The 20,079-nt window shown below is 57.2% G+C and carries 18 protein-coding genes; 4 read left to right on the top strand and 14 right to left on the bottom strand.

Going from position 1 to position 20,079, the window contains the following annotated elements; genetic code table 11:
* Positions 1 to 52 precede the first annotated feature (52 nt).
* Positions 53 to 709, bottom strand: coding sequence for an endonuclease III (nth, locus tag GSVR_RS06715; RefSeq protein ID WP_173196981.1), 657 nt, complete (start codon positions 707 to 709; stop codon positions 53 to 55).
* Between the two features lie 79 nt (positions 710 to 788).
* Here nth and GSVR_RS06710 point away from each other — a divergent pair, with 79 nt between their 5' ends.
* A complete protein-coding gene (locus GSVR_RS06710) occupies positions 789 to 1,673 on the top strand; it encodes a PHP domain-containing protein (protein ID WP_173196979.1) in 885 nt (294 codons plus the stop codon).
* Here the strand turns inward: GSVR_RS06710 and GSVR_RS06705 are convergent.
* The 8 genes from GSVR_RS06705 to nadC all read right to left on the bottom strand — a co-directional run bounded on the left by GSVR_RS06705 (position 1,655) and on the right by nadC (position 10,461).
* Positions 1,655 to 2,482 (bottom strand): cytidylate kinase family protein, encoded by an 828-nt coding sequence (locus GSVR_RS06705; protein WP_173196976.1) that lies wholly within the window; start codon positions 2,480 to 2,482, stop codon positions 1,655 to 1,657. The two genes, GSVR_RS06710 and GSVR_RS06705, sit on opposite strands and share 19 nt — an antisense overlap.
* Before the next feature lie 106 nt (positions 2,483 to 2,588).
* Positions 2,589 to 3,476 (bottom strand): ATP/GTP-binding protein, encoded by an 888-nt coding sequence (locus GSVR_RS06700; protein WP_173196974.1) that lies wholly within the window; start codon positions 3,474 to 3,476, stop codon positions 2,589 to 2,591.
* A 12-nt stretch (positions 3,477 to 3,488) separates the two neighbouring features.
* On the bottom strand, positions 3,489 to 4,418 hold the full coding sequence (locus GSVR_RS06695; protein ID WP_239077479.1) for a hypothetical protein: 930 nt from the start codon (positions 4,416 to 4,418) through the stop codon (positions 3,489 to 3,491).
* Between the two features lie 4 nt (positions 4,419 to 4,422).
* A complete protein-coding gene (locus GSVR_RS06690; protein WP_173196972.1) occupies positions 4,423 to 5,517 on the bottom strand; it encodes an SPOR domain-containing protein in 1,095 nt (364 codons plus the stop codon).
* 77 nt (positions 5,518 to 5,594) lie between these two features.
* Positions 5,595 to 7,691 (bottom strand): elongation factor G, encoded by a 2,097-nt coding sequence (fusA, locus tag GSVR_RS06685; protein WP_173196970.1) that lies wholly within the window; start codon positions 7,689 to 7,691, stop codon positions 5,595 to 5,597.
* A 96-nt stretch (positions 7,692 to 7,787) separates the two neighbouring features.
* Complete coding sequence (locus GSVR_RS06680) at positions 7,788 to 8,552, bottom strand: type III pantothenate kinase (protein ID WP_173196968.1); 765 nt, start codon at positions 8,550 to 8,552, stop codon at positions 7,788 to 7,790.
* A 4-nt stretch (positions 8,553 to 8,556) separates the two neighbouring features.
* Positions 8,557 to 9,534 carry a biotin--[acetyl-CoA-carboxylase] ligase gene (locus tag GSVR_RS06675; protein ID WP_173196967.1) on the bottom strand — a complete coding sequence of 326 codons (978 nt, stop codon included), beginning with the start codon at positions 9,532 to 9,534 and terminating at the stop codon, positions 8,557 to 8,559.
* A 102-nt stretch (positions 9,535 to 9,636) separates the two neighbouring features.
* Positions 9,637 to 10,461 carry a carboxylating nicotinate-nucleotide diphosphorylase gene (gene nadC, locus GSVR_RS06670; RefSeq protein ID WP_173196965.1) on the bottom strand — a complete coding sequence of 275 codons (825 nt, stop codon included), beginning with the start codon at positions 10,459 to 10,461 and terminating at the stop codon, positions 9,637 to 9,639.
* A 182-nt stretch (positions 10,462 to 10,643) separates the two neighbouring features.
* On the opposite strand from nadC, the gene GSVR_RS06665 reads away from it, so the two are divergent.
* Positions 10,644 to 11,669, top strand: a complete 1,026-nt coding sequence (locus GSVR_RS06665) for a cytochrome c3 family protein (RefSeq protein ID WP_173196963.1) — start codon at positions 10,644 to 10,646, stop codon at positions 11,667 to 11,669.
* A 157-nt stretch (positions 11,670 to 11,826) separates the two neighbouring features.
* On the opposite strand, the gene GSVR_RS06660 is transcribed toward GSVR_RS06665, so the two are convergent.
* The 4 genes from GSVR_RS06660 to GSVR_RS06645 form a co-directional block, all read right to left on the bottom strand.
* Positions 11,827 to 12,669, bottom strand: a complete 843-nt coding sequence (locus GSVR_RS06660; RefSeq protein WP_173196961.1) for an HDOD domain-containing protein — start codon at positions 12,667 to 12,669, stop codon at positions 11,827 to 11,829.
* Positions 12,650 to 12,988, bottom strand: coding sequence for a hypothetical protein (locus GSVR_RS06655; RefSeq protein ID WP_173196959.1), 339 nt, complete (start codon positions 12,986 to 12,988; stop codon positions 12,650 to 12,652). The genes GSVR_RS06660 and GSVR_RS06655 overlap by 20 nt, the downstream gene beginning before the upstream one ends.
* Positions 12,989 to 13,119: 131 nt before the next feature.
* Positions 13,120 to 14,109, bottom strand: coding sequence for an ROK family protein (locus GSVR_RS06650; protein ID WP_173196957.1), 990 nt, complete (start codon positions 14,107 to 14,109; stop codon positions 13,120 to 13,122).
* Positions 14,110 to 14,212: 103 nt separating this feature from the next.
* Positions 14,213 to 14,692 carry an HIT domain-containing protein gene (locus tag GSVR_RS06645; RefSeq protein WP_173196955.1) on the bottom strand — a complete coding sequence of 160 codons (480 nt, stop codon included), beginning with the start codon at positions 14,690 to 14,692 and terminating at the stop codon, positions 14,213 to 14,215.
* A gap of 200 nt (positions 14,693 to 14,892) precedes the next feature.
* Here GSVR_RS06645 and GSVR_RS06640 point away from each other — a divergent pair, with 200 nt between their 5' ends.
* Entirely contained in the window at positions 14,893 to 17,142 is a 2,250-nt protein-coding gene (locus GSVR_RS06640) for an NADP-dependent malic enzyme (RefSeq protein WP_173196953.1), read from the top strand.
* A gap of 266 nt (positions 17,143 to 17,408) precedes the next feature.
* The gene (locus GSVR_RS06635; protein ID WP_173196951.1) at positions 17,409 to 18,113 is read left to right on the top strand and encodes a TonB C-terminal domain-containing protein; all 705 of its coding nucleotides are present in this window, start codon (positions 17,409 to 17,411) and stop codon (positions 18,111 to 18,113) included.
* Here GSVR_RS06635 and GSVR_RS06630 read toward each other — a convergent pair whose 3' ends face one another.
* Positions 18,114 to 19,946, bottom strand: a complete 1,833-nt coding sequence (locus GSVR_RS06630) for a tetratricopeptide repeat protein (RefSeq protein ID WP_239077478.1) — start codon at positions 19,944 to 19,946, stop codon at positions 18,114 to 18,116.
* Positions 19,947 to 20,079: the final 133 nt, after the last annotated feature.

Genomic DNA, 20,079 nt, shown 5'->3' with positions numbered 1-20,079 from the left:
CTTTCAAGTCGCTATAAAACAGGGGCTCGATTTTAACTTTGGCTTAAAAAAATCAGCGTGATTTCAGGACGCCTCTGCGGGCACAGAAGCTCGCAATCCGGCAGGTGGAACAGCGTGGTGAGATCGGATAACATTGGTTCTGCCCAAAAGCCACCAGGAGATCGTTGATCTCGATCCAGTAGTCCACGGGCAGCAGCATGCGCAAATGGCGCTCGGTTTCATCCGGCGACTTTGTTTCGACATATCCCCATCGGTTGCAAATGCGGTGGACATGGGTATCGACACAGATTCCCGGCTTTCCGAATCCCAGCGTCTGCACGAGATTTGCGGTCTTGCGCCCGACGCCTTTGAATTGCAGCAGGGTGTCCATGTCGTCCGGCACATTTCCGCCGTAATCGGCCACCAACCGGCGAGAAATTTCCAGTATCTGCGACGCTTTGTTCCGGTAGAATCCGGCAGGGTACACGAGCTCAGCGACCTCATCCACCGACAAGTGCTGCATCAGCTCGGGGGTTGCGGCACGGGAGAAAAGCCTGGCCGACGCAACGGCAGTGACCTCGTCCCTGGTGCGCAGTGAAATGATGCAGGAGACCAGAACCTTGAATGGGTCCCGGCCGCCGTCGGCCACAACGGTGACTGCCGGTGTCCGCCAATCCCGGCACTGTTCCCGCAAAATAGCAATAACCGCGTGAATGTCATCTGGTTTCATGACGGCGATCATACCCGATGGCAGCAGGCCAGGCAATACGCGTTTTACTTTTGCAGAGGGAGCGGTTAGTATGATTGGCATGAACAGTAATGCACACTATATCGACCTTCATATCCATTCGAATTGCTCCGATGGTGTGCTCTCACCGGTTCAAGTCGTCGAACGTGCCCGGGCGGAAGGACTTGAAACCATTGCGATTGCGGATCATGACACAGTGGCCGGAGTAGCAGAGGCGATCACTGCCGCTGCGAAATGCGAAATCGAGGTCATTCCGGCGGTGGAGCTTTCGGTCAGCTACAAGACGTGGCAGGATGTCCATCTGCTGGGGTATGGCATTCAGTATGACGATGCGGTTTTCCTGGCAAAGCTGAACAGCTTTCGCGAACGGAGAGAACACCGCAACATCAAAATTCTCTCGCTGGTGAACATGCGCCTGACAGAGGAGAACCGGGCCACTATAGATCTCGAGGAAGTTCTGGCCTATGCCCATGACTCGATCGGCCGACCGCACATCGCCCGCGCGCTGATGAAGCGGCACTACGTCGGCTCCATGGAAGATGCCTTCCGACGCTACCTCGTTCCCTGCAACGTTCCCAAACAATACTGGGCAATCGAAGAGGCCATTGCTGAAATCAGGAGACTGGGCGGATTGGCAATCCTGGCCCATCCCACCAGCATGACCGTCGATCGTCAGGAATTGCGGCTGATCGTGCACGAATTATGCGAGCTGGGCCTCGATGGACTCGAAGCATACAACAACCTGGCACATGCCGATGAAATGGAGTTTTTGCGGCGCACGGCCGGGGAAATGGGGCTGGCGGTTTCGGCCGGTTCCGATTTTCACGGGATTGAGGATGGTCTTGAAATGGGAAGGGGGCGGGGAGGTATCCGCTTCAGCGCAGGCCTCCTCGCCCCCCTCAGGGAACGTCTCTTGGAGCGGGAACATCAACTCTTGTCCCGGTAAGCCTTGTAATTCACGATGTGAATGTCCTCTTTCACCGTTTTGATCCCTTTGATCGATTCAGCGATCCGGATCGCATTCTTCTTTTCCTCTTCGCACGCAAGGTAGCCGCTCAGCACGGCACAGCCCTTCTCCACTTCGATCTTGAATGGCCGGTAATCCAGGTCAGGAGAGTTCAGCAAGGCAGTTTCTATTTTTTTCTCAAGAATCGTGTTATCGATCTGCTCAACTGCCGCCTTTTCTGCATCTTTCAGGAAGGGGTCCCGGGCGGCGGCCACAATACTTTCGACAATTGAGGTCGGTGAAAGACGGGAGGTATTGAAGGTCATATCATAGCCCAGAGGGTCATTCCAGGCACGGTCAAAGTAAAAATGTATGAAACCGCCACGTTGATGGTCGCTGCGGCGGATCATGGACTGCGCCAGATCGGGATCGATCCATTCGCGTTCCGCAAAGCGCTCTACGCGCTCTTCGAAATCAGCGATAAATCGCAGCCTCAACACATTGTTGCACCCTTTCAGCAGATCCTGGCCGCCCCGGCCGTACAGGATTACATTCCCCTTGCGGGCAAAATCGAGCAGCATCAGCTCAATCGTATTGAGAGCTGCGGCACGCTTCCGATCCTCGGCAGTGATGTAGGAGGGCGGTTTTTCATCGACCATCTGGAGCATGTCAGGTGAAAGCCCATATTTGGGAGCACAGGCGTTGATACATGCACCATCGACCAAGGTGAACTTCAGCTTTTTTGCAACCTCAGTGGCAATCTGATAGGCGCCTGTTCCCATTTCCCGGGATATGGTAATGACTGGCATCGAAGCCTCCCCGCAATTATCTGTTACCGAGGGCTATATATCATGTTGTGGTTATGCATTACAAGGGTAATGCGTATACATCATCAGAGGCCCTGAAGCCGGCCGGTCATTGCGGGTTCAGTTTTTCCGGCGCCACCGTGACCGTGATGACCAGATGATGCACTTCGCCTGCTCCGGTCAGTTTCAGCGGTATCTTTACCGTGTTTCCCTCTGCATGTATGCCCTCATCCGTCACGGTGACCTGCATCGGAGCCCTACCGTCCCCGTCCGTCCCGAAAGACCGATTATCCACCGGCCCCGTGGTATCGACCAAATCCGGCTGCTCCGGTTCATCTGCCGTCTGGTCGTCCGGCGCCTTTTCGTCTGCCGGCGCCTTTTCGTCTGCCGGAGCCTCCGCCTTCTGCACATCGTCACGATGACGCAGGCGCTCGAGAATCAGTCGTGAAAGGGTGGCCAGGGTCTCCAATACCCGTTCACCTGAGAGGGCCGACGTCGGACAGACCAGTTCTTCGGCAATACCTGTTTCGCGCGATATTACCGCCGGTTGAATCGGTCCGGCCAGATCGGCCTTGTTGAGCTGGAGAACCAGCGGTATATCTTCGCGCCCCACCCCATATGCCGCAAGATAATGGCGCAGTTGACCGAGACATTCCTGCAGAGAGGCGAATTTCGCAGGTGCGGCATCCGCCACGACAACGAGACCGTCAGCTCCTTTAAGGGTCATTTTCCAGGCTGCCGGGTTGGCAACTTTCCCCTGCAAGGTGTAGATATGGAGCCGCAGTCGATAACCGGAAAATACCGGCTGCTCGAAGGGACTGAAATCGAAAAAGAGCAGCGAGGCACCGCTGGCCGGCAGACTTTTCAGTTCACCACGCAGGGATGGCTTGATTCGGTCGTACACATAGCGCAACGAAGTGGCCTTACCGGTCCCTTCCGCTCCAAAATACACGATCTTTGCGTTGATTTCACGCTTGGCATGATTGACTATTGCCATCTGCGCTCCTGTTCAGTTGCCTTTGGCAAGTATGATGCGCTTGGCCTGGGATGAGAGTACGGATGAGATGTTTTTGCTTTTTGCATACGCGGCAATATCCTTTTCCCCCATTGAAGCAAGATAGCGCAGTGCATTCGGAAGAGGCGTCTTGGGATTCTCCACCAGGGCTTTACGGATCTTGTAGTTTTTGACCCAATCCTTGTTGGCGCAGATCAGGCGAATGACTTCATCGTTCTGGAGGCCGGCCTTGAGGATGGTCAGCACCTCTCCTTCCGTAAGGCGCGGATTTTTTATGACGCTGCCCGACACCAGTTTGTTGGTATCTTTGATTAAAATGGCCCGCCATTCCTTGTCGCCAGTGAGTGCTGTCTTGATCTTCTCCCCGACCCCCATCTGCTGGGCAAGCCTGTACTTGTTGAGGAACTCTTCCCCCTCTTCGCTGACCTCACTCTCGTCAACGGCAGTTTTCGGCTCCTCATCACCAGGGACTTTTTCCCCTTCGGACATATCGGCATCGCTCTCGAGATCGCCGGCACCCCGGTCAACACCCTGTTCCTGCCTAATGCCTGCGACCGGCGGTACGGCTTTCGACAGGAACTCGCGAGCTCTGGCGGAAAGCCCCGGGGATTCCAGGAGGGCGGTTGCGATCTGTGGAGTGGAATGGTGAAATCTGGCCAGGAAGTCGAGAACAGCGGGATGAGCGTCCGGGGTTGCAATGAAATCCAGGACCGATTCTACCGGCAATGTGGCAAATGCGGCGGAGGCCGCGGTCCTGACGCGGCCATCCGCCTCCTGCATCATGCAAAACAAGAGCGATACGCGTTCCACCACCGGCATGTCCGCGGCAGCGGAAACTCCTCTCAGTTTTTCTTCGGCATTCACCCCCGGCCCAACAAACAGGCCGACCGCTGGGGAAACCCTGAGTCTGATTTTCTGCGACATCTTCCTACTGACGAATGTAGGCGCCGCTCAAACCCGCCTCTTTCAGCTTTCTTACCGCCGTCTCGGCTGCCCCTTTGTCGGCAAATACCCCTGTGATCAAATTCTTGGAGGGGATCGGCACCTCGACATGCCGTACCGCCACAGTCAGGCCGGCAGCGGCAAGACGCTCCTTTTCGGAAGCCGCACGGGAATCAAGCAGATAGGAGCCGGCATAGACGGCATGCTTGTCCCCCTGATCCACAATGAAGGCGTCGGAGGTGTAGCGCTTGAGCTTTTCCAGTTCAGCCTGTGCAGCGTGCCGGTCGGCAAACTCGGCCAGGAAGAGACGATTCATCGGCGCCTTTTTGCGGACACCCGGTTGGACGGAGGCCTTGAAACCGGCTTTCCTGACACGGGCCAGATCGGTCGCCATGGCATCTTCCAAGATATAATTGCCCACCACCACGGTCCATTTCCCAGCAGGAGCGGCACTTCCCGCTACCGGCTTCTTGGCCGGTTTCTGGGCGACAGCCTGGGATGTCTTTAGCTCAGCCGGCGAATGTTTCTGATGTTCAGAAGACTTCGGGCCAGCGGCCTTTTTTTCCGTTCCAACGGCAGCGGGCTTCTTTTCGGGCGCTGTAGCGGGCTTCTTTGCGGCAGCCGGCTTCGCTTCCGGTTTGGCCTCTGCGACCTGTTGTGCTGCCTGCGGCGTCGGTACCGGCGCAGCTTTTTTCTCGGCAGGTCTGGCCTGATCGGCTTTTTGCCCCCCCACTGCGGCGGGAGTCCCTGGTGCAGTAGCAGCTTCACCGGGGACGGCCTTGGGTGATTCGGCCTTTACCGGTGTGGCTGCATCCTTTTTCTCGCCTCCGGCCGGCGGGGCTTCAGTCCCGGGTTGCCCGGCAGGGGTGGGCAATGGCTTCTTTACAACCTGTGGCGCCGGAGCCTCGGCAGGTTTCGGGGCTTGCTGCGGTCTGATCAGCCCGGTGAAGAAGTAGAGATACGAATATCCACACACCAGCACCAACAGAAGCAGCAACAGCGCATTCTGGCGTCCCTTCTCACCGGAAGCGGACTGCTTGGCCGTATGTTTTTCCGCATCTTTGCTGAACTTGAAATCCATTGTACGCATTCCTCCATCGTGACTACGCCTGGGCAGATCGTGCAGAAGGCCCGGCAGGTGCGGGAACGGGCTGTTCGTCAGGCGTGATTGTTCTTCTCTTTCTTTGCATTGGCCTCGGCAATCACCTTCTGCGAAAGATGCGTCGGCAATTCTTCGTAATGTGAAAATTCCGTCGTGAACATGCCGCGGTCGCTGGTCATGGATTTCAGGTCATTGGAATAGGCCAGCACTTCCGACATCGGCACCACGGCACGGATGATCTGGGAGTTCGCTTTCGGCTCTACCCCCACCACCTTGCCACGGCGGGAGTTCAGGTCACCAATGACATCGCCCATGTTCTCATCAGGCACCGTCACCTTCAGGTTTACGATCGGCTCCAGCAGTACCGGCTTGCATATTTCCATCGCCTTTTTGAATGCCATGGAACCGGCCACCTTGAAAGCCATCTCGGATGAATCCACTGTGTGGAATGAGCCGTCATACAGTCCTACCCTGAAATCGACCACGGGGTACCCTGCCAGGAATCCCTCCAGCGATGCATCCTGGATGCCCTTGTCAACAGCGGGAATATATTGGCGCGGGATGACCCCACCCACGATCTTGTCCTCGAACAGGTATCCTTCTCCACGCCCGTTCGGGGCCATCTCGATCCAGCAGTCGCCGTACTGGCCCCGTCCGCCGGACTGTTTCTTGTATTTGCCCTGTACCTTGGCCGAACCGCGAATCGTCTCCAGATACGGGACCTTGGGGGTCTTCAGTACTACGTCCACCCCGAATTTCCGCTTCATCTTCTCGACGATCACCTCCAGATGCACCTGCCCCATGCCGGAGATGATGAATTCCTTGGTCTGCGGATCGCGATGCGATTCCAGGGTCGGCTCCTCCTCGATCATCCGGTGAAGCGCCCCGTGGATCTTGTCCTCATCCGACTTTGTTTTCGGCTCGATGGCATAGGAGATCACCGGCAACAGCTGTTTGGCCGGCTCGTAAACGATCGGGTTGGCATTGTCGCACAGGGTATCGCCGGTAACCGTCTCCTTCAGCTTGGCCACGGCCACGATATCGCCGGCCACAGCCTGTTTGATGGGATGTTGTTTCTTGCCCTCCAGCTCGTAAATCTGGCCGATCCGCTCCTCCACCCCTTTGCTGGAGTTGTAGATGACGGAGTCGGAGTTCAGTACGCCGGAATAGACGCGGAAGATGGTGATCTTGCCGGTGTAGGGATCCGAGGTGGTTTTGAATACCAGCGCCGAGAAAGGGTCCTTTTCGTCGGCGGCCCGTTCGATGATATCGCCGGTCTTGGGATGCTGGCCCACCGCCCTGGTGCGATCCAGCGGTGAGGGCAGATAGGCGCACACAGCGTCCAGGAGCTGCCTGACGCCGATATTTTCGGTGGCGGAACCGCACAGCACTGGTGTGAAGGTATTGCGCATGCTGCCGACACGGAGACCGTCGATGATCTCCTCCTCGGTCAGCTCTCCGGTCTCGAGGTATTTTTCGGTCAAGGCGTCGTAGGCTTCCGCCACGATTTCGATCATGTGCTCGCGCAGGCGCTGTGCTTCATCCAGGCAATCTGCCGGAATCTCTCTCTCGGTGCAGACGCCGGAACCATCCTTGGGATAAAAGCAGGCCTTCATGCGAATCAGGTCGATGATGCCGTTGAAATTCTCCTCGGACCCGATCGGCATCTGTATGGCGACACCGCGGGCACCCAGGGTCTTCTCCATATCGTCGATGGCGCGCAGGAAGCTGGCCCGTTCGCGGTCCATTTTGTTGACGAATGCTATGCGCGGGATTTCGAATTCATTGGCCCAGCTCCACACCTCTTCAGTCTGGGCCTTGACACCGGAAATGGCCGAAAGGATCACGACCGCGCAATCGAGCGCGCGCATGCAGGCGCGGGTATCAGCGATGAAATTGCCGTAGCCAGGGGTATCCACCAGGTGGATCGAATGCCCGTTCCACTCGCAATGGTCGAGGGCGGAGGTAATCGAGATGCGGCGTTTGACCTCTTCCGGCTCGAAATCCATCGTGGCCGTGCCGTCATCCACGCGTCCCAACCGGTCGATCATACCGGTGTTGAACAGAACCGCCTCCGCCAGCGAGGTCTTGCCGGCGCCGCCATGTGCAATGATACCCAGGTTACGAATCTTGCTTGTCTCGAACTGTCCCATAGAGCTACCTCCTTTGGAATGGAAAACCGTAGTATCCGACTCAGTTCAAATAAACAATTCACCGCAACTGCATGAGGCGCCTGAGGTTTGCCAGCCTCAGCTATTCCTTTCGTACAGGATCCGTAACCCGTCCAGGGTCAGGAAATCGTCCACCTCTTCGATGGTGTGTGATTCCGGAGCAATCAGATTGGCAAGGCCGCCGGTGGCGATGACCCGTGGGTTATCCCTGCTTTCAGCCTTGATGCGACTGACGATTTCGTCGACCAGCCCGACATATCCGTAAAAAATGCCGGCCTGCATCGAGTTGACGGTATTTTTGGCGATTATCTGAGGGGGCTTGGCAATATCGACCCGCGGCAGCTTGCTGGCCCGCTGGAAAAGCGCCTCCAGGGAAATGGCCAGCCCCGGTGCGATGGCGCCGCCACAGTATTCTCCTTTCCCATTGACATAGTCGAACGTGGTGGCCGTACCGAAATCGACGATCACCAGGGCGCAGCGATGCTTCTCATAGCCGGCCACGGCGTTGACGATCCGGTCGGCGCCAACTTCGCGCGGGTTGTCGTAGTGGATCGGCATGCCGGTCTTGATCCCGGGCCCCACGACATACGGGGTCAAATGAAAAAAATCATGGGCAATGGCCTCCATCACACCGGTCAGCGGCGGAACGACCGAGGAAATGATGGCAGCCTTGATGGATTCGAATACCAGACCGGCCTGGGCGAACAGGCTGTGAAGCAGCACGGCGTACTCGTCCGAGGTACGCGATTTGTCCGTTGAAAGCCGCCAATTGCGGATAAGTTCCGTTCCATCGTAAATCCCGAGTACGATGTTGCTGTTACCGACATCAATTACCAAAAGCATCTTTTTATATGACCCTCACATCTCCACTGAGAATACGCTCTGTCGTTCCGTCTTCCCTGCCTACCAGCAGGGCTCCATCCTCATCGATGCCGGCGAACCGCCCGCTGATAATCTCCCTGTCGCCGTCATTGACGATCAGGTTTCTACCGTGCGCATTGCAACGCACCTGCCACTCCTCACGGACCGGACCGAAACCGCGGAGCAGGAATTCGGCGTAGAGACGGTCCAGTTCGTTGAACAACAGGGCGGCATAGCGCGCACGGTCTACCGGACGCCCCCCCTCCAGCAGCAGAGAGGTTGCGGGATGCCTCAAATCGGTGGGGAACTGTACGGCGGTCATGTTCAGGTTGACGCCGATGCCCAGAATGACGAAGTTGATACCATCGGTTTCAGCGCTCATCTCGTTCAGGAGACCCGCCACCTTTTTCCCTTCCAGCAGGACATCGTTCGGCCATTTTATCTGCGGATTCAGGCCGCTGCTCCGTTCGATGGCCCGTGCCACCGCCACGGCGGAAAGAAAGGTCAGTTGAGGCGCTTCATAGGGCATGATCTTCGGACGCAGGATTACGGAACAGTACAGATTGACGCCCGGAGGGGAACTCCAGCGCCTTCCCAGGCGCCCTTTGCCGCCGCTCTGGGTGTCAGCGAACACGACCGTTCCCTCGCTCGCCCCCTGTTCTGCCAGCCGGAAGGCGTCCGTGTTGGTTGAAACCGTCTCGCCCGGATATACCAAGCGGCTGCCAACAACGGTTCCCCTGAGATGTGCCTGTACTTCCTCCACGCTGAGAATATCGGGAGCGGACAACAGGTGGTAGCCGCGTGAAGGCACCGCCTCGATCACGTAACCCGCTTCACGCAACGCCGAGATATGCTTCCATACCGCCGTGCGGGAAACATTGAGTTCCCGGCTGATCGACTCCCCCGACAGGAAGCCGCCCTGTTCGCGGAACAGGCGGAGTATGGTCCCAGCCTTCTGGTGCATCGAAAGTACTCCCTGCAGGTGAAGAGATCGCAACCGCTGAAGAGCGTGAGGTCACAACGTTTCGGGCGCTTCCGGCAAGATGCGAGAAACGCCCGGCCCCGCTCAGTCCAATAGCATCGAGATGTCCATGGCCCGTGAGGAATGCGTCAGCGCCCCTACGGAAATGATGTCGACCCCCGTCTCGGCGATGGCGCGCACCGTGTCAAGATTGACCCCTCCGGATGCCTCCAGCAGAGCCCGCCCGGCAACGGTTTCCACAGCGGTGCGCATGTCTGCCAGACACATGTTGTCCAGCATGATGATATCGGCGCCGGCAGCCAGGGCCTGGTCCACCTGAGCCAGTGTTTCGGTTTCGATTTCGATCTTGAGGGTATGGGGTATGTAGGCGCGGGCGCGGGTGATCGCCTCGGCAATGCCGCCGGCTGCGGCGATATGGTTTTCCTTGATCAGGATGCCGTCATAGAGCCCGGTGCGGTGGTTGATGCCCCCCCCCTGCCTGACGGCGTACTTTTCAAGTTCCCGGAGCCCCGGCGTGGTTTTGCGGGTATCAACGATGCGGACTTTTGTTCCCCGTACTGCCTCGACAAAGCGTGCGGTCAGGGTGGCGATGCCGGAGAGGCGCTGGAGCAGGTTGAGGGCCACCCTTTCTCCCATGAGGAGATCGGCGGCATCCCCTGCGATGGTGGCGATCAGATCGCCCTTCATCACCGGTGCCCCTTCCGCCTGACAGGCGGTGAAGCATACGTCGGCACTCAGGCGGTGAAAAACCCGCTCTGCCACGAACAGACCTGCCAGAACCATGTTTTCTTTGGCAATCAGCCGGGCCGTGGCCGGGCGCTTGCCCGGCACGACAGCCTGAGTGGTAATATCGCCGGTATGAATGTCTTCCGCCAGAGCCAGATCGATGAGACGGTCGAGTGAGAGCATCAAGAGAATCCACCTGTTTAAAAATAATGATTTTGTATAACACAGCTGTGGGGGTGTATCAACCGCAAAACCGGCACCGGATGGCGCAGAACCGGGCTCACTTTGGGATTGACGTCATACGGGCCGATCTGTATACTTTCTCGCTTGAAAAAGTTAATCCTGTGATGACGAGGAGTCGAGACATGCTGAAAAGAGTTTCTCTTTGGGCCATGGCACTTATCATGGCAACAGCCGCGTGCGCCGTTGCCGTGGAGACGAAAGATATCCGCTTCACCTTCAAGAACGCCGAGCCGGTCGTATTCAGCCACGAATTTCACCTGTCCCGATACAACAATAACTGCAAAATCTGCCATGATGCCATTTTCAATCTGAGAAACCGCCGCCATTTCACCATGGCGGAAATGGAAAAGACAAAATCGTGCGGCGCCTGCCATTCCGGCGTCAAGGCTTTCAGTGTAGCATCTGAAAAAGACTGCGTCCGCTGCCACAAGGGCAAGCCGCGTGACATCACCTATCGGGTCAGCGGATTCGGCGAGGCAACCTTCAGCCATGCAACCCACATCGCAAAAACCGGAGGTGCCTGCAAGAGCTGCCACAACGGTAAAGTGCTCACCGGCAAAGACAAAGGCGTAACAATGGCCCAGATGGAGAAAGGCCGCACGTGCGGCGCCTGCCATAACGGCAAGCGCGCCTTTACGGTGACTGCCAATTGCGACCGTTGCCACAAAGGGGGCAAACCCAAAGAGATCACCTTCAATCTCAAGGGGGTTGCACCGGCGACCTTCAGCCACTCCTTCCATCTGGAAGCATACAAGTGCAGTGATTGCCACACCAAGGTCTTCCCCTATCGCACCGTGGTCGGCAAAGCCACCATGGCTGACATGGCCAAAGGCAAATCATGCGGCACCTGCCACAACGGCAAGGAAGCATTCTCCTCCAACGGCGATTGCGTCAAGTGCCACAAAGGGCTGAAGCCGGGCACGATCACCTTCAAGACCGACGCCGGCGTTGCCACCTTCAGTCACGAATTCCATCTGCAGGCCTACAAATGTGCCGATTGCCACACCAAGATCTTCCCATACAAGGCCGGCGCATCAAAGGCCACCATGGCTGACATGGAACAGGGCAAATCTTGTGGCGCCTGCCATAACAAAGGCAAGGACGCCTTCCCTGTCCAGGATGACTGCGGCAAGTGTCACAAGATGTAGCCAGCTGATTGATTCACGCAAAAAAGGCGTCCCCGGTTTCGGGGGCGCCTTTTTTGCGTAAGGGGTTTGAATTCATTCGACATCTGCAGCCTGCACAATCGGATGCTGCGAGGGGGGAGACGTAGCGGATGATCCGGAGATCACTCCGGCAGACGGCTCAACGCTGCATTTCCATGCTGAAGTTCTTGACCTCGATCAGCTTGTCTTCCAGTTCCTCCACCAGTTCTGCCAGGTATTGGTCGTTCAGCCTGAGCACATCCCAGGCAGCCTTTTGGATCTTGGGAACGTAGCAATCCCCGCTGTCGCCAAAACCGCTGGCCTTGATGAGAACGTCGGCGAGATGGACCACCGCCGTTTTGATACGGTGATTCACCGATAGGGTAACATCGTGATGAAAAGCGATCGGTTCGCTGAGCTTGTCCGGAAGAAACCAGCTCTTGGACAGCCAGGCTCCCACTTCGGCATGGTCGGTATCCAGAACGTCCTGTTCAGCCTGGCCTATATACACCTGTTGATCCTGGACAACATTGCGGATCCGTTCCTCGGCTTCACTGCATTTAATGGAGATGATCACCTTGCCGATATCGTGCAGCAGACCGGCCGTGGCGATCTCTTCGCACTCGGGCAGCCCCAGCTTGCGGGCGATCAGACTGGAAGCCACCCCCACCCCCAGAGAATGCTCCCATAAGCCGACGCTGTTCTTTTCCATGATCTCGAAGATGGAGGAAGACAGTGCGAGGCTTCTGATGACGTTAACGCCCAGCAGGATCATTGCGTTGGAAATGGTGGAAACCCTGTAAAAGCCGTAGGAGGGGGAATTGGCGAGGCGCAGGATTCGGGCGGACAACACTTGATCGGAGGAAACGATTTTGGCCATCTCCTGGACGGAAGCCTTGTCATTTTCCGAAAGCGAGTTGAGTTTGTGGACGACACCCGGCAACGTTGGAAGCGTCTTGGTGTCCATGATGATCTTTTTCAGTTCACTCCGCTTTTCGCCCACCGTACTCTCCCATTGAATTTTTCAGATAGCTGGCGTGAATTTCGTAAAGTTTGCTGGTCAGAGGATCCTGACGTACTTTTTCAAAGCGGCGATCGAGGTCGCGCAGCATCTCATCAAGGGGGCGATCACCATCGAGCCACACCGGATGTCCCTCAACACAGATCGACTTCACGTCCATGTGATCCAGGCGCGTTATCAGGGAGTCGGTCAGTACCGTGCCCTTGCCGCAGATCGGCATACCGAATAGGTTGTCGCTGCGAAAAACATCACGGGCCAAAACCATCCCGGCTTCGGCAACCATCAGAGGGATTTTTTGCATGTATTCTGCTCCGTCTCGAACAACCCCGTATTCTACAATTGATCAAAACAATAAAGAATCACTGCCGCAAAGTCAACGTATCCTTCAGGCGATGCCTTCCGCTGCAATCCGGCAGATGTGGCCGCATACGATCATGAGCTCCCCATGCTCGGACCGGTTTGTAAAATAGACCGGCGCGTCTGATCCATGGAGGTCTGCACCAGCGCAGCCCCTCCCAGAAGTCCGGCATCGTCTCCCAGCTCCCCGGCCATGACGGCAAAACTCCCGGACATTTGCGTGAAGCAGCGCCGGTCGACCTCCTTGCGCAGGGAGGGCAGCAGCAAATCGTAACTGGCAGCCACACCACCGCCAATGACGGCGGCCTCGAGGTTCAGCGTGTTTACCAGGGAGGCCACGGCTATTCCGAGGTAACGCCCTGCCTGATGAAAGGCGGCCAGAGCGGCAGACTCCCCCTGCCGGGCCAATGTTGCGACTGCGGCCGCATCCAGACTGTCGCCGTTCTGTGCCTGCACCCCGGCCGGAAGCAGTGTTCGGGCGGCGCGGACGATTGCCGGGGCGGAAACGTATTGTTCAAGACAGCCGGTGTTGCCGCACGGACAGACAAGACCATCCGGTTCAACGGTCACATGTCCGAATTCGGATGCAAAGCCGCCGGCGCCAGTCCAGAGGCGACCCTCCAGGACCAGACCGCTCCCCAGGCCGGTGCCGACAGTGATCACAATGATGGATTTCATGCCGCGGCCCGCTCCATAGATACATTCCCCCAGGGCGATCAGATTGGCGTCATTGCCGCACATCGCCCGGATACCGGTCTTTTCCTCGAGGTAGCTCGACAGATTGAAGCCATCCAGCGGACGCATATTGACCGAAGCATGAATCAGTCCGCCGCTGCCAACCAGCCCCGGCACGCCGACACCGATCCCGGCAACCGATGCACCCCGCAGGTGTGCTTGGCTGCGTAACTCCGAGATGCCGGCCAGCAGACGTCCGCAAAAGGCGTCCCGCCCCTGGTCGATACAACTGCTCGTGCGGGTGCGGCAGATAATTTTCCCATCCCTGTCGATCAGGGCAAAACGGAGATTTGTGCCCCCTATGTCGATACCGATCAAAAGTTCGTTCATCGCGGCTTGCCCTTTCATTAATCCCGAATCAGTGGTATCTTCACGCCGCCTAAAAGGCCGCCTCCGCCCCGCCCCGGGTGCTTCGCAGTACCGTCCCGCCGATTCAGGTCAGTTTTGACAGAAGAGTATCGTAGGTTTCCAATAAGCCCTCCGGAATAACCCGCACTCCGGCGATGATCGGCATATAGTTGGTATCTCCATGCCAGCGGGGCACGATATGAATATGCAGGTGATCCGCAATCCCTGCTCCGGCGGATCGTCCCAGATTCATTCCGATATTGAACCCATCCGGACGGGCCGTCTGCCGCAGAGCGGCACGCGCACGTCTGACACTTCGCATCAAATCCAGAATTTCCGTCTTGTTCAGGTCATCCGGCTCGTCGATGTGGCGCACAGGGGCAACCATGAGATGCCCGGGTGCATAGGGAAAGCGATTCAGCATCAGAAGGGAATGCCCTGTCCGCGCCAGCACCAGGTGCTCCCGGTCATCCAGCGTGTCCCTGGCCCGGCATAGTGGGCAACCATCTTTCGGCTCTTCGGAGCGGACGTAGGACATACGCCAGGGCGCCCAAATCCTTTCCATTTTACCCCCTTGGCCAGCCTGGCCGGGACAAGCCATACAACACCGTTACACAAGGGACGAAACCCTTCGGTATAAAATAATACCCTGATTATTAACTGCTTGACAATCATGGCGGTTGCAGACTATTGTTTTTCAATTAGAGTAAAGTTTGTTTGACAACAACCCTGTTTTTTTCAATATCACTAAATACGGAGGAAGTAATGGCCAAATTCAAGGATGCCCTCGAGTATCACTCCAGCGGCAGAAAAGGAAAAGTTGAAGTCGTCCCAACCAAACCCTGCCAGACAGCAGCCGACCTGTCACTGGCCTATTCTCCCGGTGTGGCCGAACCATGCCTCGCAATCCAGCAGAACCCCGATGATGCCTATAAGTATACCGCCAAAGGCAACCTGGTCGCGGTGGTTTCCAACGGCACCGCCGTTCTGGGATTGGGCAACCTCGGCGCACTGGCCGGCAAGCCGGTCATGGAAGGCAAGGGCATCCTTTTCAAACGCTTTGCCGATATCGACGTTTTCGATATCGAGCTGAATACCGAGGACCCCGATGAGATCATCAAGGCCTGCCAACTCCTGGAGCCGACCTTCGGCGGAATCAACCTGGAAGACATCAAGGCCCCGGAGTGCTTTTACATCGAAGAAGAGCTCAAGAAGACCATGCAGATCCCGGTCTTCCACGACGATCAGCATGGCACCGCCATCATCTCTGCAGCTGCATTGCTCAACGCCCTGATGCTGGTGGGCAAGAACATCGAGGATATTAGGATTGTCGTCAACGGAGCCGGCGCTTCGGCCAACTCATGCGCCAAACTTGCCATTGCCCTGGGCGTCAAGCCCAACAACATGATCATGTGCGATACCAAGGGGGTCATCTATAAGGGGCGCGTCGAGGGAATGAATAAATACAAGGAACTCTTTGCCGCAGAGACGCACTTCCGCACGCTGGAGGAAGCTGCTTCCGGGGCAGATGTTCTGTTCGGGCTCTCCGTCAAAGGGGCCTTCACTCCGGAGATGGTCGCCAGCATGGCTCCCAATCCGATCATCTTCGCCATGGCCAATCCCGACCCGGAGATCACCCCTGAAGAGGCGCATGCCGTACGCAGCGATGTCATCATGGCTACCGGACGCTCCGACTATCCCAATCAGGTCAACAACGTACTCGGCTTTCCCTTCATCTTCCGCGGAGCGCTGGATGTACGCGCCAGTTGCATCAACGAGGCAATGAAACTGGCGGCGGTCCATGCCCTGGCCAAACTGGCCCGCGAGGAATGCCCCGATTCCGTCAGCAAGGCCTACGGCAACGAAAAATTCTGCTTCGGCCCCCGCTACATCATCCCGAAACCGTTCGATCCGCGCGTGCTGCTGCATGTGGCGCCGGCCATCGCCCAGGCTGCCATGGACACCGGCGTTGCCCGCCAGCCGATCACGGACATGGACAGATACATCGAACATCTCGAATCGACCCAGGGCAAGTCGAAAGAGATCATGCGCATGATCATCAACAAGGCCAAGAGTGATCCGAAAAAAATCGTGTTTCCGGAAGGTGAACACGAAAAGATTCTCAGGGCTGCTCAGGCGCTGGTTGAGGAAGGTATCGCCAAACCGATCCTGGTGGGAGATCGCAATAAGATCGCACAGAAGCTGAACGAACTCAGCCTTGAGCTGGATGTGGAGGTCATCGACCCGGCCGAATCGGAGCTGACCGAATCCTACATCCAGGAACTGTACCGGCTGCGCCAGCGCAAAGGGCTTACCCTTTCGGAGTCCCAGCGCGTACTGCGCCGGAAATCGCGCACCCACTTCGGCTCAATGATGGTGCATATGGGAGATGCCGACGCCTTGCTGGGGGGCATCGACACCCACTATCCGGAAACCATCAGACCGGCACTGGAGGTGATCGGCAAGCAGCATGGCCTGTCCAGCGTGCACGGCCTGTATATGATGGTCTTCAAAAATAATGTCTACTTTCTGGCCGACACGACCGTCACCATCGATCCCACAGCCGAAGAACTGGCTGAAACCGCCATACTGGCCGCGGAAAAGGTCCGCATGCTCGATATCGAACCGCGCGTTGCCATGCTTTCCTTCTCCAACTTCGGTTCGGTCGATCATCCCCAGACCAGGAAGGTCAAGCGTGCCGTGGAGATCGTCAAGGAGCGGGCACCCGACCTGATCGTTGAGGGCGAAATGCAGGCTGACACGGCGGTCGTTCCCGAGATTCTGGAAGGCTTCACCTTCTCCAAACTCAAAACCAATGCCAACATCCTGATCTTCCCCGACCTGAACTCGGGCAACATCTGCTATAAACTGCTCCACCATCTGGGGGGTGGAGAGGCCATAGGCCCGATCCTGATGGGAATGAACAAGCCGGTGCATGTACTGCAGCGCGGGGACAGCGTCGACGATATCGTCAAGATGGCTGCTCTGGCCGTGGTGGATGCGCAGACTGCCTGATACCGCCTGATCACACCACTCATCAACTCCGGGCAAGGGGGTCGGCATAGCAGCCGCCCCCTTGTTTTTTGACCGCCCCGCCCCACCATTTCACACCTCCCGTACCTCTCACAACCTCTCCGGAACGCTCCTCACCTCACCGACAAAATTGATATCCTGAAAAAGTGGGGCGAATTGCAGCCGCTCTAAAAAGTGGTAGACTTTTGAACGGTCTCCTGTTTTCAGCAGCTCATGTTCAAATCACATTAAAAAAGGATTCCCCGCCCTTGTTCCAATCCCCCGCCTCTACATCCCCACGACCTGTCATCTTCGGACAGTGTCTGGCCGCTTCCCTTGTGATGCACGCCGGAGCCTGCCTGCTGGCACTGCTGGTGCTGGCAATGCCCGGACCGGTAGGAAACGTGCAACTGTTCGTGGACCTGGCTGAGCTGCCTTCGCAGCCTTCACAGTCTTCGCCTGCTGGTGCCGCGCCTGATGCACCTGCAGCGATCCGTGAAGATGCCGAAATACCGCAGCAGACACCGCACAATCAGCCGGTGGTTGAAGCGGAAAGCGCACCCGCCGAAACGACGCAGAAGGATTTTTCGCGGAACAACCTGGGGTGGGGCATGGCAAGCGGGCATTTCAGCAGTATCGGTGAGGGCAAATCACTACGGGATGACATCCGCGAGTACTATTTCAATCTGCTGGAGCATATCAACGCTCTCTGGTGGCAGAAAGCGGAAACACTCAGAGAATCGGCGCGGCAGGAAGGCATCGTGGAAATACTGATCGGGAAGGACGGAAGCCTGCGTGACGTGCGGCTTGCCAGACAGAGCGGTTCCCGGGAAGTGAATCAGGCCATCATCGAGGTACTGACCGAGGGGGCTCCCTATCCGCCCCTGCCTGCCAAATACGAGCTGGAGCAGTTCCGGGCGCCCCTGCGCCTGACTGCCCCCTCGAAACTTTTTCAGATAAGCGACATGCGGTAATCAGCCGATTTCGAAGTTCCGCAGATCTTCATCGGAAAAATCGAGCGAATCGACTCCGCTCATGTCAGGACGTAAACGGGTATCGCGGAAACCGGGATTGGTGGCGTCGATATCAGCCAGAAGTCTCCCGGCCTCATCACTCTTGCCGACCGCCTCGCACGCCAGAGCCAATTCATATTTTATGAGACAGGTCGCTTCCGGGCCGGCTTCAGGCTTCAGAAGCGAACGCAGAAGAATTTCGGCGTTGGGTGCGTCCCCTTTATGGCGCAGGCACGCGCCCTGCAGCACGAAACAGTCAAGTCTCCGGACGGGATCTTCGGCAGCCTGCCTGAATTCACTGATGGCCTCATCGTAGAGTCCCATCTCCTTGAAAGCCACTCCCAGGTCGTAATGGGTTTGAGCGTCCGATGTTTCCAAGATGCTTCCGAATTTGACGCTGCGCCGGGAAGCAATCGCCGTAGTGAAGATCTCATCGACCGGATCCAGCCAATGGATATCTGGTGCCAGATCCGGCGCCGGTTCCGGGCCGAGCGAATCGAAGTCGAAATTTTCATCGAGCTCGATTTCGATTTCGACCTCCATCCCTGTCTCAGCATCACAAGGCTCCCACGTTAAGGAACCTGTTTCGGGAGAGTCATCCGTAGCACTGCGTTTCCCGGCGGAGCAGGTCTCAGTCGTTGAAAAACCCGCGTGGACGCCTGTCTGCTGCTGCGATATATCGTTGCCCGGCCGGCTGACCGCCTGTCCGCCCGGACGTTCTTCCTCGGAAACCGGACTCAGGGAGGCGATTGCAAGCGCTATGGCTGAGGCCTTGTCGCTATCGCCGGAGGCCAGATGCGCACGCTGCAACCCCTTCAGGATGCGGATGTCCGATGGCCTGATCTGGTCAAGGCCCGTATAAAGCGCCACCAGAAAATCGACGGACGATCCCACGATGAATTCCGATTCGCACCGTTCGAGAAAGGCCAGAGCACCGTCCACATCCCCCTCGGCAACGAGGCAGTCCAGCATCCACTTTCGGGCCGACAGTTCCTTGGGGAACAACTTGAGATAATGCTGACAGGCCGCCTTAAGATACTGTTGCCGGTTCAGCTTTTGGTACGCCGCCAGGATCAGCTCCCAGACCCGTTTATCGAGCGGATTCCCGCGCAGCAGGGCCTGAAGGGAGTTTATTGCACCGGCACCATTGCCTTCGCTCACCTGGTGGGCCAGTACCTCCAGCATGAAGTCGGTTTTATCGGGAAAGAGCTGCCGGACGCGTGCATCGAGCCGGCCCACGGCGGCAGGGTCTCCCTGTTCCTGGAGTTGACCGGCCAGGCGGAAGAACACCTCGTAGGAGCGCTCCCTTTCGCCCGCTTGATACCATGCTTCGGCCAGTTTAAGCTTTATGCCGGCATTCTGCTTGTCCACCTGCTGCATCCTGTCGAGGATGTTCAGCGCTTCTGCCGTGGCTGATGCTTTTTCGTAATGGTCGTACGCCCGCTTGTATTCAGCCAGGGCATTCCCCACCAGACCCTGTTTTTCGTTGATCCCGGCAAGATTTAGGGTGATGGCGACGTCATCCGGGAACATGACCTGCAACCTTTTGAAGACGGAGATGGCCTTCAGATAAAACCCGCTAGCGGAGTAGGTATTGCCGATGGTTTCGAACTCTCTCCTGGCCTCCTCGACGCGCCCAGCCTTGACGAGCAGTTCCGCCAGTTTCTGACGCTGGTTGACGGCGGCGGGATCCAGAGCAATCACCTCTTCGTACGCCCGGATGGCCCTATCAATCTGGCCGCGAAGGGCCAGGCGCTGAGCCTCTTCTATCAGCTTGTCCTTCTTTGAGCTCACTCCTGCTGCATCCTTTCACGCCATGGCGATGACGCGGCATCCGCTGTCACGCTCGATATCCGCACATGGCATCCCGACAACAACCTACTGTTTTTGCTGCCATTTCACACAGAGAGCCACTAATATCTGCCTT

The organism is Geobacter sp. SVR, assembly GCF_016865365.1.
GTDB lineage: Bacteria > Desulfobacterota > Desulfuromonadia > Geobacterales > Pseudopelobacteraceae > Pelotalea.
Note: the sequence above shows the minus strand (reverse complement) of the source record. Positions and strands in the feature narration are given on the sequence as shown.

What these genes read in the sequence shown, in the direction of transcription:
- nth (WP_173196981.1), bottom strand. Translation starts at nt 709, where the DNA reads ATGAAACCAGATGACATTCACGCGGTTATTGCTATTTTGCGGGAACAG.
- GSVR_RS06650 (WP_173196957.1), bottom strand. Translation starts at nt 14,109, where the DNA reads ATGAACGAACTTTTGATCGGTATCGACATAGGGGGCACAAATCTCCGT.
- GSVR_RS06640 (WP_173196953.1), top strand. Translation starts at nt 14,893, where the DNA reads ATGGCCAAATTCAAGGATGCCCTCGAGTATCACTCCAGCGGCAGAAAA.
- GSVR_RS06695 (WP_239077479.1), bottom strand. Translation starts at nt 4,418, where the DNA reads ATGTCGCAGAAAATCAGACTCAGGGTTTCCCCAGCGGTCGGCCTGTTT.
- GSVR_RS06645 (WP_173196955.1), bottom strand. Translation starts at nt 14,692, where the DNA reads ATGGAAAGGATTTGGGCGCCCTGGCGTATGTCCTACGTCCGCTCCGAA.
- GSVR_RS06700 (WP_173196974.1), bottom strand. Translation starts at nt 3,476, where the DNA reads ATGGCAATAGTCAATCATGCCAAGCGTGAAATCAACGCAAAGATCGTG.
- fusA (WP_173196970.1), bottom strand. Translation starts at nt 7,691, where the DNA reads ATGGGACAGTTCGAGACAAGCAAGATTCGTAACCTGGGTATCATTGCA.
- GSVR_RS06665 (WP_173196963.1), top strand. Translation starts at nt 10,644, where the DNA reads ATGCTGAAAAGAGTTTCTCTTTGGGCCATGGCACTTATCATGGCAACA.
- GSVR_RS06705 (WP_173196976.1), bottom strand. Translation starts at nt 2,482, where the DNA reads ATGCCAGTCATTACCATATCCCGGGAAATGGGAACAGGCGCCTATCAG.
- GSVR_RS06655 (WP_173196959.1), bottom strand. Translation starts at nt 12,988, where the DNA reads ATGCAAAAAATCCCTCTGATGGTTGCCGAAGCCGGGATGGTTTTGGCC.
- GSVR_RS06690 (WP_173196972.1), bottom strand. Translation starts at nt 5,517, where the DNA reads ATGGATTTCAAGTTCAGCAAAGATGCGGAAAAACATACGGCCAAGCAG.
- GSVR_RS06680 (WP_173196968.1), bottom strand. Translation starts at nt 8,552, where the DNA reads ATGCTTTTGGTAATTGATGTCGGTAACAGCAACATCGTACTCGGGATT.
- GSVR_RS06710 (WP_173196979.1), top strand. Translation starts at nt 789, where the DNA reads ATGAACAGTAATGCACACTATATCGACCTTCATATCCATTCGAATTGC.
- GSVR_RS06675 (WP_173196967.1), bottom strand. Translation starts at nt 9,534, where the DNA reads ATGCACCAGAAGGCTGGGACCATACTCCGCCTGTTCCGCGAACAGGGC.
- nadC (WP_173196965.1), bottom strand. Translation starts at nt 10,461, where the DNA reads ATGCTCTCACTCGACCGTCTCATCGATCTGGCTCTGGCGGAAGACATT.